The sequence below is a fragment of the Bacteroides sp. BFG-637 genome (genome assembly GCF_024793605.1).
GTDB lineage: Bacteria > Bacteroidota > Bacteroidia > Bacteroidales > Bacteroidaceae > Bacteroides > Bacteroides vicugnae.
In genome coordinates this window covers 4,304,988-4,320,158 of the sequence record NZ_JANUPD010000002.1, presented here as the reverse complement: position 1 = coordinate 4,320,158, position 15,171 = coordinate 4,304,988, and the positions used below count along the sequence as shown (strand labels likewise).

Sequence of the window (15,171 nt, the reverse complement as noted above, 5' to 3'; positions counted from 1 at the left end):
TATTTTATTCTGAAACGGCTGCAAAGTTACCATTTATTTATCATATTCTGAACTTCTTCGTTCAAAATTTTAGCAAATTCTTCAAATTTCATGGTTCCTTTGTCACCTTCGCCTTGTCTACGAACAGAAACTTCACCATTTTCAGCTTCTTTTTCACCGACAATCAGCATATAAGGAATGCGTTTCATTTCATTATCACGAATCTTACGACCGATCTTCTCGTTACGATCATCTACAATCGCACGGATTTCGTGTATTTTCAGATACATCTTCACCTGCTCTGCATATTCATTGAACTTCTCACTGATCGGCAGAATAACTACCTGTTCCGGTGTCAGCCACAATGGGAATCTACCGGCAGTGTGCTCAATCAATACGGCAACAAAACGTTCCATTGATCCGAACGGAGCGCGGTGAATCATCACCGGACGGTGCTTCTGATTATCAGAGCCCATATACTCAAGTTCAAAGCGTTCCGGCAAGTTGTAGTCAACCTGAATTGTACCCAGCTGCCAACGACGACCAATAGCGTCTTTCACCATAAAGTCGAGCTTAGGACCATAAAAAGCAGCTTCTCCATACTCAATCTTAGCAGGCAAGCCCTTCTCCGCACAAGCCTCGATAATAGCCTGTTCCGCTTTTTCCCAGTTATCATCGCTACCAATATACTTTTCACGGTTCACCTTATCACGCAAAGATATCTGTGCTTCAAAATTCTGGAAATCCATAGAACGGAACACAATAGATATAATATCCATCACACGAAGGAACTCATCTTTCACCTGTTCCGGACGACAGAAGATATGCGCATCATCCTGCGTAAAACTACGAACACGAGTTAAACCATGTAACTCTCCACTTTGTTCATAACGACAAACCGTACCAAATTCAGCTATACGCAACGGAAGGTCTTTATAAGAACGTGGGAAGTTCTTGTAAATCTCACAGTGGTGAGGACAGTTCATTGGTTTCAAGAAATACTCTTCCCCCTCTTCCGGAGTATGGATAGGTTGGAAGGCATCCTTGCCATATTTTGCATAGTGGCCCGAAGTCACATACAGCAACTTATTACCGATTGGCGGAGTAATCACCTCCTGATAATCGTAACGTGTCTGGATACGACGCAAGAACTCCTGCAGACGCAAACGCAATGCAGTACCTTTCGGCAACCACATAGGAAGCCCCTTACCTACAGTTTCGGAGAACATAAACAACTGCATCTCCTTACCGATCTTACGATGATCACGCTTCTTCGCCTCTTCCAACAACACCAGATACTCATCCAGCATTTTCTTCTTCGGGAACGTGATACCATAAATACGTGTCAACATCTTACGGTCTTCATGACCACGCCAGTAAGCACCAGCCACAGAAGTTAATTTAATAGCCTTGATCGGAGCAGTCGTCATCAAGTGAGGACCACGGCAAAGGTCAGTAAACGCACCCTGTGTATAAGTCGTAATGTGTCCGTCTTCCAGTTCGGAAATCAATTCACATTTATATGTTTCGCCACGATCACCAAACATTTTCAGAGCATCCGTTTTTGCGATGCTTTTTCTGACTACGTCTTCTTTCTTTGCAGCCAGTTCCAACATTTTAGCTTCAATGGCAGGAAGGTCACTTTCTTTTATTACCGCCTCACCCGGATCCACATCATAGTAGAATCCGTTTTCAATAGCCGGTCCGATACCAAACTGGATACCCGGATAAAGTTCCTGCAAAGCTTCCGCCAACAAGTGTGCACTTGTATGCCAGAATGCATGCTTACCTTCTTCATCATCCCATTTATAAAGAACAAAATTAGCATCTTCATTAATAGGACGTCCTAAATCATAAGTCTCGCCGTTCACGCCACATGCCAGCACTTCCTGTGCCAGACGCGAGCTGATACTTTCAGCAATCTGTAAACCGTTCACTCCTTCGTTATACTCACGAACGGAGCCATCGGGAAATGTTATCTTTATCATAATATGATGATGTTATATTTTCATAATTTGAACGCAAAAGTAACTAAATCTTTTGAGTTTTCTGTTTTTTATCAAAAAAATGTTATTCCGATTGATCCGTAAAACGTTTGATAACATTATAAGCGGAAACAATCCCCAACTCACCGGCTTTACTCAAATCTGAAATACCCAGCTTATTATTTCCTAAGAAAATATGAGTCAGTCCACGGTTGAAATAAGCATCCGCAAAATCAGGATTCAGCTCAATCGCCTTATCGTAGTCGATAATTGCGGCACGGTAATCTTTCAACATGGCAGAAACATTAGCACGATTATAATATGCGTATACAAAGTCCGGAGCCAGATTAATCACCTTATCCAAGTCTTTTCTGACCACTTCATAATCTACCGCAGTAATCTCTTTACGCTTATTATCACCCGGAACAACATCTGTTTCGACAGCTTGTTCAGCCTTCTGATATTCCAACTGTTTACAACGGATCAGTGCACGCATAAAATATGCCGGGAAGAAATCACCATCCAGCAAGATCGTCTGGGTCAAATCGGAAACCGCACTCGAGAAATCCTGCACCAGATAAAAATCAATCGCACGGGCAAAACGTTTCGAAGCATTCTTATCATCTTCCACAATCGCCGATGTATGCGTATCAATCAAGGCAAAATGAACTTTCACCTGTTCTTCCGTCAACGGAGCTTCCATATTTGTGATACGAAGACGTTTCGGAAGTATACCTGTACGGTTCATGTCTTCAATATATTTGTGGAAGTTCACCGAACGCTTCACGTCACTCATCTTCTCATAATAAGTCAAAGCGAACATCGGTTCCAGCGTTATATTTACGTTCTTATCCTGCACACGACCACGATAATCACTTGTATAGCGTTGTTCGGCTTCAGAATCATCCGCAATCACTATCTTACGATAGTTATTCATATTCTTATCGGATTTCTTACGGGTCTTCTCTCCACCTTCCTCCTCATTTTCCTTATCCTTGTTCTGCGCTACATCTTTATTCGTCACACCATTCTGCTTGTCGATCTGCGCCTTCATGACCTTAAACTCGTCCTGCTCCGCGCCCTTCTTATCTCCAATCTTTCTGCGAGCTTCCGAACGCTGATAATATCCGGCCAAGAAGTTCGGATACTGATTGATAACGGTGGTGTAATCTTGTATAGCTCCGCGATAATCACCCGTTTGCGCACGAAGCAAACCACGGTTAAAGACAGCCATCATATTATCCGGTTCCATCTTGATGACAAAGTCGAAGTCTTCGATAGCCCGGTTATCATCTCCTACCTGTGCACGTAACAATCCGCGGTTATAATGACCGATAAAGTTATTCGGGTCAATATCCAATGCCAGATCATAATCGCTCATGGCCCCTCTTAAATTATTCTGATGAAAGCGTGCCAATGCACGGTTTATATAATTTCCTGCATTCTTAGCACTCAACGGAATAGCACGGTTGAAATCCGCTTCTGCTTCCGCATACTTAGCCTGCTGTAATTTAACAATCGCTCTTGCAGCCCAAGCATCCGGATCATATTTATCCAGTTCAAGCGCCTTATTGAAGTCATTCAAGGCAGCAATTGTATCTTTCTGTTGCAAAGACACTTCCCCCCTCATCAAATAAGCACGGGTATAGCGTGGAGACACCTTCAACAAGCTTTCCAAATCCTCTTTCGCAGAATTATAATCCTTCTTCTGGATATGAGATAATGTCAGGTTATGCCATAAGGTAATATTCTCCGGATCATAATGCAATGCTTTCTTATAATCCTCAATCGCCCCATCAAATTTACTCTGACGAATCCTTGCCAAACCACGAATCTGATAAGCACCTACCACAAACGGATTGCGTTGGATAGCTGCATCACAGTCCGCTTCAGCACCCTGAAAATCCTCCAGATTCAGTTTGGCCAATGCCCTGAAGAAATAAGGTTCATACAGATAAGGCTTAGCGTTAATGACCTGGTTAAAGTACTGAATAGAAAGCACATAGTCCTCAAAATAAAGAGCATTTCGGGCAATAGTCATCACCCGATCCGTATTTATTTGAGCACACACCAGCGTTGGGAACAGTAATAAAACTGTTAAGATTCTTTTTACCATTGATATTTTATGCTTGTAAACGAAGCAAAAATAATGCTTTTCGCTTACTTAACAGGGATATAAACGTTTTTTATCTTTATTTCACCTGTTTCATCTTATATGAACTGCGCGCTTTTCCCTTCAACATCGTATTCAGCTTTCCTTTAATCATCTGCTTACGAAGCGGTGAGATATGGTCGATGAACATCTTACCATCCAAATGATCGAACTCATGTTGCATCACCCGAGCCAGATAACCTTCCACCTCTTCCTCATGCTCCACAAAATTCTCGTCCATATATTTCACGCGAATTTTATTACCTCTTTTCACTGTTTCATGAATACCGGGAAGGCTTAAGCATCCCTCTTCCATATTCACTTCTTCCCCCCAACTTCCAATATGTGGGGATTGATATAAGCCTTATTGAAGTCTTTAAATTCAGGATATTCCTCCGAAAGCGGATCCAATGTAATCGTGACCACGCGAATAGGCAAACCGATCTGTGGAGCAGCCAATCCTACGCCGTCCGCATGTACCATTGTTTCGAACATGTTCTCAATCAACTCTTTCAGATTCGGATAATCCGGTGTTATGTCCTCTGCAACCTTTCTCAATACAGGTTGACCATATACATAAATAGGTAAAATCATATTTTTATACTCTACTAAAAAATTAAGTTATTCTTATGTTCTATACTAAAAACGTTTACTCTCCAAATATGTTTGCAAAATAATAGTAGCACTTATCTCGTCCACCAATGCTTTATTTTGCCGGTCCTTTTTCTTCAAGCCGGCCTCCAGCATGGTACGGTGTGCAAGAACAGAAGTGAAGCGTTCGTCCACATATTCGACCGGAAGGTCCGGATAGCGTTTTTTCAGCGAACGAACAAAAGGCTCTATATTCTTCATATTCTCCGAAACCTCATTATTCATTTGCTTGGGCAATCCAATAATAATCCGCTCCACCGGTTCTTTAGCTATATATTCACCGATAAAGTTCAGAAGTTCATGCGTGGGCACCGTTGTCAATCCGTTTGCGATCAACTGCATTGTATCGCTCACAGCTATTCCGGTACGCTTTCTTCCATAATCTATTGCTACTATTCTGCTCATGGGGTACAAAAATACAAAAAAGACGCTTCCCATGAAAGGAAACGTCTCTTTTATTCTATTATTTCAAATGTATATTATTCTTCAACAATAGCTACACGGCTCAACTTAGCATCATCATAGAACATGTTGCCTACGCCACCCTTGTAATCAACCTTCAATTGAGAAGCAGGAACACCAAATTCATTAACCATCAGGTCACGAACAGCTTCAGCTCTCTTCTTACTCAACTTCATGTTGTATTCAGCAGAACCAGTACCCTTATCAGCATATCCTGTTACAGTAAATACTTTATCAGTTGCTTTGATACCCTTAGCCATAGCTTCGATATTCATGTATTCTCTCTTGCTGATGTTGCTCTTTCCGATATTGAATACAACAACCAGACGTGGAACGAATCCAGCTTCTTTCTTAACGATCACTTCCGGTTTCTTGTTACGAGCTTCAACCAAGTCACGTTTCAAAGATTCGTTTTCACCCTTCAGGGCGTTCACTCTGTCTCTCATGTCGTTCAACTGGCTTTCCGGAACCATTGGTACAGTAGGAACAGCATCCCAACCACGTTTCTTAAACTTGTAAGTAACACCTACAGTCAGACCGGCCAATCCTTCAGGACCTGAATTGCCGAATGCGCCTTTCATCAAAAGTCCGCGCAATTCAACGTTGAGATCCAAAGCAGAAGACAGGCGGAAACGGTTGATCAAACCGGCATTGATACCCAATTCGTCATAACCCGAACCTTTTCCTGAATGAACAAATCCAGCTCCTACATAAGGAATGAATGAATACAGACGATCTTCTCTATAACCACAAATCATATTGGAAAGATTCAGCATTACATCTCCATGGAAGTTCATCACATTCCATTTTTCTTTGTAATAGCCATTAGAATACTGTCCTCCGTCTACAAGCGGACCATTAGCATCAGGAGTAGCACCTTTAGCCTGAAGACCGTTATAAGCAACACGTAATCCGATACCCGGAGTAAACCACTTACCTACAGCAATGTCAAGTGCCGGAGCAAGACGTTTTCCGAAGTCAGCTTTACCATCATTGTCGCCAAAATACATTTGTGCGCCAACGCCACCACTAATAAACCAGTTAGCACCAAAGCGATTCGTTTCCACTCTATAACTCTTTGCTGCATTTTCTTTTTTCTTGTGCAGGCAGACATACAGAGACTGCTGCCAATAAAATAAACAATAAACCCTTTTTCATCTCAATTTATTTTAGTAAATAATATATTTCAATTGTCTTACAAGATAGAAGCACAACCCAAATGCTCTACACCTGACTAAGAGACAATAAACATCATCCTTCTTTCTAAATTTAGTGCAAATATAGATATTTAATATAACACAAACAAAAAAACACGTAAATTTTCATTCATCCATAGTTTTTTATAGAACGATAAAAGTGTCATATAACACCAGGAGGCATCTGAAGGCATTTATAATAGAAGAATTAAAACAAAAAAAAATAGTCAATGATAAATTATATCACTGACTATTTCCATTCTTCAACTATATACCTTATTAATATACCAGTTTCACATTGTCAATCCATAGCGTATTTCCCGGAGAACCAATATAGGCTCCTCCATGACTGGACGTGAACTGAAGACACATATGAGTCGGAACATCATTTTCATCTCCCCAGGCCACCTCATGAATAGGCACACTTTCACCTTTGCTGTTCACCGTATAGTTTTCGGTCACTTGCAGACGCATCATATGAGACTTATATTCCGGACGGTTCGTTATGTCACCATACATAATCTCATAGGTTGCATTATTTTTCCAATCCGTAGAATGATAGTAATAAGTCACCATTGTCCCTATCCGTTTCGCATACACATTACCATTGGCATCCTCCCAGCGTTTTTGCAAAAACAGGATAGCTGCCGGATAATCTTTTCCGGGAACATCCGTAATCTTGCTGAAACCGGTAGCACGAATACGATTCTCCCGGTCAGACATCTTCACTTTGTAATCAAACTGAAGGGCAACCGGTTTCTTTGTAAACGGAATGCCGGTCTGCAACATTTTCTGCGGATTTTTAGTACCCTTAATCGGCTCATGCACCGAACCAGTGAAAATAGAACCGGCCGCCAGTACTGTGATATTAACCAATCCCATCACTTTCACACTTTCCATGCGCGTATCCAAACGTGCACAATATCCATCCCCCGTTTCTCCGGGAATACCGAAGTATTAGTTTTCGTTATACCGGCAACCTTCGCCATTACATTTGAAGTGCCCCAAGGCGATCCGCCCATATTCTTATAAACCTGATCTCCCTTAATCACCGTCGTCGGCCCTATCGCATATACATTCTTTGTATTTCCACCAATAATGCTCGACTCCTTTATCTGACGGTCCACCCATTGATCCATGTCCCCAAAAGGAAGCATTTCAACTTTATGTTGCGCCATCAAAGACAAGGAAGAAATAAATGCAACGAAACCTGTCATCAACAGGCGATGAACGTTTTTCTGAATCATCAATACTTTTCCTTTCTTTTTCTTCTTATAAATTATAATCCCATTGTTTCAAAGCAAAATCCCAGTTCTCTTCTACCAAACGAATCGTACGGTCGTCATATTTATACTTATTCTTCTTATATCCCTTCTTTCCGCCCACATATTTTTCTATATCACTACGTGCTTCGGCAAATCCGGGGATAGAAAGAGACTGATAAATATTCTCCGTCATTCCCATCGCATCCGCTTCGAAATCTTCAAACTTCACTTCCATCAAGTTACCTTCCGGAATAAATTTCTTATCCGATTCATACTTATGATAAAGCTTGGCATAAATAGAAAGGATATTTTCCTCTAATTGTTCATTGCTGACATCCTGCAATTTCAGCGGCTGAATCGTATTTGTAAAGAAACTGCGTGTAGATTCGAATACAGTATACGGATTACGCATCAGGTAGATAAACTTAGCATTCGGGAACATTTTCACCAGTTCCTTCACCCTGCCGGTATGCGGAGGATTCTTGCTAAGGAATTGAGTACCATGGGTATTCCACAAAGAGATCTTAATCAACTTCGTAAACACCTCTTCAAACACTCTCAATTCAGCATCCGTTATATCATCAAATAAAAGATATTTATCAGCATATTCCTGTTGATATTTCGGCAAAAACCAGAAATTATAATATGTATAAGGCATCATGTTCGACAAAGCAAACTCCTCCTCTTGGGGAAGATCCACTGCCAGCTCCATATTATCCGTCGGACGCTTATCCGGCATCAGCCAACTCATATTCTTTTTGAAGAAAGGCTGTCCCCACATCATCAGATGAGGAAATACAGTCTGATAAGTAGTGTTATACCCAAAATGCTTGTCACAAGAGAACACATTATGTACAAATGTAGTTCCACTCCGCCAGTGTCCCAAAATGAACACCGGATCATGCTCCAATGGCTGATCAGCCAGCAACTTCTCGTAACGCCTGTCTTGTAATGACGCCAATGGAGAAAGCAATCGGCACACAGCCTTCGTCAATCGGTATTTACCTTTGTAGGCTGCGTCAATTTCACGACCGGCGGTGATAGCCTTGAATGTCTTCCAGTCGGCACCTACCAATGTATTAATCGGAAGTTTATTAAATTCGAGTAATCCCACTTTATTAATTAGAAATTAAAAATCAAAAATTAAAGACGACAGGATACTGTCATTTTCAGTTTTCAATTTATTGTTGAACAATCTATTTTATTAGTCGCACTGCAAGACCCTGGCGTTCCAGTTCCTTCACAGCTTTTTCTACCGCTTCGTAATGTTCCGGAGCAATTCCCAGTTTTGCCATATCCAATACCGGAATACCCTCCGTGTCACTCATATCTTTCATTTCCACACGGTCGATAATCATACCTACTGCCGAAGTATTATTAGTGATCGGGTCAATCAGGATAAATGAGCCACAAGATTTATTCTTCTTATAAGGATCAAAAAACAATTCCTTAGCCGTAGTCAGCACCACACGGGCAATCTGATTCAACTGCAAAGGCAGCGTTTCTTTAGTCAGCTGACCATTCTCCAGAGACAGATGCTCCATGGTATTCACGTCCACCTTATATTTTATCGTATCAATTCGCGTACGGCTCAAATTGGTAGTCTGCTTGATAAAGAACGACTTATTTACATCCATCGGTTCTTCATCCATCCAGACCATCATAGCATCAAAGTTACGATCCACCGTCGGCTGATTATCAGGATGCACCAACATTTCGCCGCGCGACACGTCGATCTCATCCTCCAAAGTCAAAGTCACAGACTGCGGTGGGAAAGCGTAATCCAATTCCCCGTCATAAGTCACGATACTCTTCACCTTAGACGTTTTTCCGGAAGGAAGTGCCATCACCGTATCCCCCTTGCGAACGATACCGGATGCAATTTTACCACAGAATCCTCTGAAATCCAGATTCGGACGAAGCACATACTGAACCGGGAAACGGAAATCCGTAAAATTATGGTCATTATCAATCTGAACCGTTTCAAGGAAATCGAGCAAAGAAATCCCCTTGTACCATGGAGTACGTTCAGATTTATCCACCACATTATCCCCATCCAATGCAGAAAGTGGAATGCAGTTGACGTCAGGAATACCTAATGGAGCAACAAACTTCTTATAGTCAGCCACAATCTCGTTAAAACGCTCTTCCGAGAAATCCACCAGGTCCATCTTATTGACAGCCAATACCACATGCTTGATTCCCAGCAAAGATACCAGGAAAGTGTGGCGACGAGTCTGGGTTATCACTCCGGTACGGGCATCCACCAGAATAATAGCCAAGTTAGCCGTAGATCCTCCGGTAATCATATTGCGGGTATATTGCTCGTGTCCCGGAGTATCCGCGATGATAAACTTACGGCCATTCGTTGAGAAATAGCGATAAGCAACATCAATCGTAATCCCCTGTTCACGTTCAGCCTTCAATCCATCGAGCAATAACGCATAGTCAATATGCTCACCTGCATTTCCCACCCGTTTGCTATCACGCTCCAACGCATCCAACTGATCCTCGTACAGTTTCTTACTATCAAACAACAAGCGTCCGATCAACGTTGATTTTCCATCATCTACCGAACCCGCAGTCAACAGTCTCAACAAGTCTTTCTGTTCATCCTTGTCCAGAAAAGCTTTTATATCTAATTTATTATCTGCCATTACTTCTTAAATTAAAAATTGAGTATTGAAAATTGAGAATTAAAAACTACACACTATTATTTTTTAATTTTTAATTCTCAATTCTCAATTTCCTAAAAGTATCCTTCACGTTTCTTTTGTTCCATGCTACCCTCCTGGTCAAAGTCAATCACACGGGTAGTACGTTCACTCTTCGTTGTAGTCATCATTTCCTCCACAATCTCTTCAATCGTAGCAGCTCCACTTTCCACCGCCCCTGTCAGAGGCCAGCAGCCCAATGTACGAAAACGAACCATCTTCATTTCAATCTGGTCACGGTACTTTTCAGGCAAACGGTCATCATCCGCCATAATAATATTACCATCCAAATTAATCACCGGACGCTCCTTAGCATAATATAGCGGAACGATCGGAATATTCTCCAAACGGATATACTGCCAAATATCCAACTCAGTCCAGTTGCTAATCGGGAATACACGGATACTTTCCCCCTTATGCACGCGGGCATTATAAATATCCCACAATTCAGGACGCTGATTTTTCGGGTCCCATTGATGAAACTTATCCCGGAAAGAGAAAATACGTTCCTTCGCACGTGACTTCTCCTCGTCACGACGTGCACCACCAAATGCAGCATCAAACTTATACTTATCCAGCGCATGAAGCAAAGCCTGTGTCTTCATCAAGTCCGTATGCACCTTACTTCCATGCGTAAAAGGTCCTACCCCTGCATGAAAAGCCTCCATATTACTTTCAACGATCAGATTCCATCCATACTTCTTCGCATATTCATCACGAAACTGAATCATCTCCTTGAACTTCCATTTCGAATCGATATGCATCAACGGGAATGGCACTTTACCCGGATAAAACGCTTTTTCAGCCAAGCGTACCATCACCGAGGAATCCTTTCCGATACTGTAAAGCATCACCGGATTCTCAAATTCCGCCGCCACCTCGCGGATAATATGAATAGACTCGGCTTCGAGCTCCTTCAAGTGGCTTAATTTATATTCTTCCATATTTATTTCATTTTATACACTTCACTTTTGGCAAAACAAGCTCCAACAAACGGTTCACCGACTCCTCCAAAGTCAATTTGGAAGTATCCAGTGACAAAGCCGGATGTTCGGGAACCTCGAAAGGTGCGGAGATTCCTGTAAAATTCTGAATTTCCCCTTTCCGTGCCTTCGCATACAACCCTTTCACATCACGTTTCTCACATTCCTCCAGCGGAGTACTAACGAAAACCTCCAGAAAATCATCCTTACCAATAATGTTTGCAGCCATTTCGCGAATATCATTATTAGGGCTAATAAATGCAGCAATCGTAATGATACCGCTATCCAGAAACAACTTCGACACTTCCGCTATGCGACGGATATTTTCCACCCGGTCCGTTTCGGAGAATCCCAGGTTATTATTAATTCCAGTACGGATATTATCCCCATCCAAGATACGGCAAAGCAATCCGCGCTCATGAAGTTCACGTTCCAATGCAATGGCAATCGTGCTCTTTCCGGAACCGCTTAATCCGGTAAACCAGATCATCACACTGTGTTGCCCCAAAAGCTCTTCTTTGTCCTGCCGCGTCATCATGCGGTCAAATATCGGATATATATGATTCTTTTCTTCCATTTACAAATTTATTTATTAAAAGTTCCAGATCAACGGGATCAGAATAATAGAGATTAAGAAAGTAATGATATTAAGCGGCAATCCGATACGTACAAAATCCGTAAACTTATAGTTACCGATACCTTGCACAATCAAATTAGTCTGATAACCAATCGGTGTCGAGAAGCTGGCAGATGCAGCCATACAGATCACCACAAAGAAAGGTGTAGGACTGACTCCCAATTGGGCAGCAATCGACAATGCCAACGGGAAAGCCAAGGCAGCAGCTGCATTATTCGTTATCAGTTCCGTAAACAAATTCGTAATGATAAACAACATTGCGAGCAACACATGCGGGCCATAATCATCGCTCAACCCGATAATAAACTTCGCAACGCTATCCGCCACACCGGAGTTCACCATCGCCTTACTGATGGCAAAAGCACAAGCAATAGTAATCAGAATATCCCACGAAATATATTTAGTATATTTACGGGCAGGGAACAGATTCGTCCATGCCATAATAATAGTAGTAATAGACACAAAGAAAAACATATCCAGCTTGATATCCGGAAACATCTCCTTAGTTACCGGAAGCTCACCCACCGTTGCGCCGACAATCATCAGAACCAGCAACAGCAAAGCAAACCAACGCTTCTTCTTCCCGGTAGTATCCGGCTCATTCCCGTTCGTCAACAAGACAAATACAGAAGATTCCCCCCATGTCGGGATAAACGTATCATCAGCCATCACAACCAATGTATCTCCTTCGTGAAGCACCACATCCTCCAGATTCGACACAAAACGCTGTCCGTTACGTGTTTTAATCTCTTTTACCTCCGCACCGTAATGACGCTGGAAATTAAAATCCTTCAGTTTCTTATTGATACCGGGAAAACGGGCCCCCAAAACAGCCTCTACCCGATGTAACTTCTCCCCTTCCTCTACTTCCTCATCCGGCACAGCCGTATCCGGACGTGCATCCGGCAAAAGACGTTTGGAGAAAAGAAATATATAAACGATTCCGGCAATAGCGATAAAAATGCCCACCTTTCCGAGTTCGAACATCGAAAAGCCTTCAAATCCGGCCTCCAATATCATTCCATGCACCACCAGATTGGTAGAAGTACCGATCAAGGTACAGATACCTCCCAAAATAGTCACATAAGAAAGAGGAATCAGAAACTTCGTAGCCGGGAGATTCACCGACTTAGCCCAATGTTTGATAATCGGGGCAAAAATAACCACCACAGGCGTATTATTCAGAAAGGCGGAAATAAATGCCACCGAAGGTAAGATACGCAACTGTGCCTTAAATACGGTCGTCTTTCCTTGCGGAAGCAACTTTTTAATCACTTGTCCCAATGTGCCCGACTGGCGAATCCCCTCACTCACCAGAAACAGCAGAGCAACGGTAATCATCCCTTTATTACTAAATCCTTCCAGCATCTCTTTAGGAGTCAGGATGCCGGCACACAGAAACAAAACCACTACCGAAAAAAGTATCATGCCCGGACGCATCTTATCTGCTACCAAAGCCGCTACCATTCCTAATAGGGATAATAGTACAAATACAATTTCAAATGTCATATAAACATTATTTAGTGTTCTCTTTTTGGCTCAACGATAAACCACGGATTCAATAAATCCTCCTTATTATATCGTAGAGGTTCTTCCTCTCCAGCCTGATATACTTCCATCCCTGCAGCACGGGCTATCGCATGCCCGGCAGCCGTATCCCACTCCATCGTCGGAGCGAAACGCGGATATACATCAGCCTTACCTTCAGCAACCAGACAGATTTTAATAGAACTTCCGCTCGAAATCAACTCCACACTGCCGTGTTTCTTCTTCAAATCTGCAATATATGATTCAGTTTCAGGCGACAGGTGCGAACGGGAAGCAACCACGATCAAATGATCGTGCACCTCCTTCAAAGGTATCTGTTCCGACTTCCCAATCAGCTGTTCCAATGCCACGCCGTCATCTTCCAGACTGACAATACCGGAACATTTATAAGCCCCTGCACCTTCGATCCCGAAATAAAGTTCTTTTTTAACAGGCACATAAATAACACCGAACACAGGTACAGCGTTCTGCACCAAAGCGATATTTACCGTAAATTCTCCATTGCGCTTAATAAACTCCTTCGTTCCATCCAGCGGATCTACAATCCATAAAGTATCCCATCCTCGACGGATCTCATACCCTAAATGCTTCCCTTCTTCACTAAGAACAGGAAAAGGAGTATCGTTCAGAATAGCCACAATCGCTTCATGCGCTTTTCTGTCTGCTATAGTTAACGGAGAGTTGTCAGCCTTCCTCTCTATCTCAAAGTCCGATGCCGGATCATTATAAATAGAAAGAATCTTTTCACCCGCTTTTAGAGCCGCATCAATAGCAGCCATAACATATTTTTGTTCCATTCAATCTCTAAAATTAATGCCCTATTCACATTCAGGCAATACATCCTCCAAATTAAGAGTTGACAAAAGTAAAAACTTTCTTTGCTATAAAAGTTTCCCCACTATCATTTATAACTTCTTTTAGTAGAAAGATAAAAATATCTAAACGAAAAAGCCACTCATTTTCAATAAAAAAGCAGTAACTTCCCAGTTACCGCCTTCTTATTCGGAAAAAAACGTTCGTTCTTTCCAATATATATTACCAAAAAGAAATCAATATACACGATACAGCAACCAAGCACCCTGGAAATCCGAACGGTTCGGATATTTAGCCTTGAATGCATCGCGAGCTTCAGCAGCAGCAGCCTTGTCAGCAAAAGAGTTCACAATCACACGATACATTGCCTTATCAGCATTAAATGCAATCGTAGAGTGATATCCCTGTCCGTCCAACCAATCTTTCAGGCCTTCAGCATTCGCTTTCACCCCAAAGCTACCTGCCACAACGCTATAATCTTTCAATCCTTCGTTACCGGAAACCACTGTAACCTTTTCCTGACGAACGCCGGATGTATCTGCCACTTTAGTAGTTGTCACAGGAGCTGCAACCACCGGAGTAACCTCTACCGGAGCTTCCACCTGCGGTTCTGCCAATTCTTGCTGTTTTGCTTTTTCGTAAGCTTTCTTATAGGCACTTTCGCTGGATTTACAAGATGCAAATGCCAGCACCAAGCATACTCCCATTCCTAATACGACTAATTTTTTTCATAATCCTATACTCTGTTTTAATTAATAATTCAATATTCTCGTCTATTATATTTAG

The 15,171-nt window shown here is 42.1% G+C and carries 10 protein-coding genes and 3 pseudogenes; all 13 read right to left on the bottom strand.

Annotated features, from left to right (window positions below; translation table 11 throughout):
* Window positions 1-26: 26 nt before the first annotated feature.
* The gene (thrS, locus tag NXX38_RS16650) at window positions 27-1,967 is read right to left on the bottom strand and encodes a threonine--tRNA ligase (protein WP_195650686.1); all 1,941 of its coding nucleotides are present in this window, start codon (window positions 1,965-1,967) and stop codon (window positions 27-29) included.
* Window positions 1,968-2,049: 82 nt separating this feature from the next.
* Window positions 2,050-4,080: a tetratricopeptide repeat protein gene (locus NXX38_RS16645; RefSeq protein ID WP_148366344.1), complete on the bottom strand. Its 2,031-nt coding sequence runs from the start codon at window positions 4,078-4,080 to the stop codon at window positions 2,050-2,052.
* Window positions 4,081-4,156: 76 nt separating this feature from the next.
* Window positions 4,157-4,710: pseudogene (def, locus tag NXX38_RS16640) on the bottom strand (peptide deformylase).
* Between the two features lie 45 nt (window positions 4,711-4,755).
* A complete protein-coding gene (ruvX, locus tag NXX38_RS16635) occupies window positions 4,756-5,172 on the bottom strand; it encodes a Holliday junction resolvase RuvX (protein WP_004307247.1) in 417 nt (138 codons plus the stop codon).
* A gap of 74 nt (window positions 5,173-5,246) precedes the next feature.
* A pseudogene (locus tag NXX38_RS16630) lies at window positions 5,247-6,387 on the bottom strand (OmpA family protein).
* A gap of 317 nt (window positions 6,388-6,704) precedes the next feature.
* A pseudogene (locus tag NXX38_RS16625) lies at window positions 6,705-7,672 on the bottom strand (PCMD domain-containing protein).
* A 25-nt stretch (window positions 7,673-7,697) separates the two neighbouring features.
* Complete coding sequence (locus NXX38_RS16620) at window positions 7,698-8,804, bottom strand: sulfotransferase (RefSeq protein WP_087318915.1); 1,107 nt, start codon at window positions 8,802-8,804, stop codon at window positions 7,698-7,700.
* 82 nt (window positions 8,805-8,886) lie between these two features.
* The gene (gene cysN, locus NXX38_RS16615) at window positions 8,887-10,347 is read right to left on the bottom strand and encodes a sulfate adenylyltransferase subunit CysN (protein WP_258980294.1); all 1,461 of its coding nucleotides are present in this window, start codon (window positions 10,345-10,347) and stop codon (window positions 8,887-8,889) included.
* A 92-nt stretch (window positions 10,348-10,439) separates the two neighbouring features.
* Entirely contained in the window at window positions 10,440-11,348 is a 909-nt protein-coding gene (cysD, locus tag NXX38_RS16610; RefSeq protein ID WP_004297523.1) for a sulfate adenylyltransferase subunit CysD, read from the bottom strand.
* Between the two features lie 7 nt (window positions 11,349-11,355).
* Window positions 11,356-11,964, bottom strand: a complete 609-nt coding sequence (gene cysC, locus NXX38_RS16605; RefSeq protein WP_217722788.1) for an adenylyl-sulfate kinase — start codon at window positions 11,962-11,964, stop codon at window positions 11,356-11,358.
* A 15-nt stretch (window positions 11,965-11,979) separates the two neighbouring features.
* Window positions 11,980-13,533 carry an SLC13 family permease gene (locus tag NXX38_RS16600; protein ID WP_148366340.1) on the bottom strand — a complete coding sequence of 518 codons (1,554 nt, stop codon included), beginning with the start codon at window positions 13,531-13,533 and terminating at the stop codon, window positions 11,980-11,982.
* A gap of 11 nt (window positions 13,534-13,544) precedes the next feature.
* Window positions 13,545-14,369, bottom strand: a complete 825-nt coding sequence (cysQ, locus tag NXX38_RS16595; RefSeq protein WP_167511825.1) for a 3'(2'),5'-bisphosphate nucleotidase CysQ — start codon at window positions 14,367-14,369, stop codon at window positions 13,545-13,547.
* 252 nt (window positions 14,370-14,621) lie between these two features.
* Window positions 14,622-15,092: an SPOR domain-containing protein gene (locus tag NXX38_RS16590; RefSeq protein WP_258980293.1), complete on the bottom strand. Its 471-nt coding sequence runs from the start codon at window positions 15,090-15,092 to the stop codon at window positions 14,622-14,624.
* Window positions 15,093-15,171 lie beyond the last annotated feature (79 nt).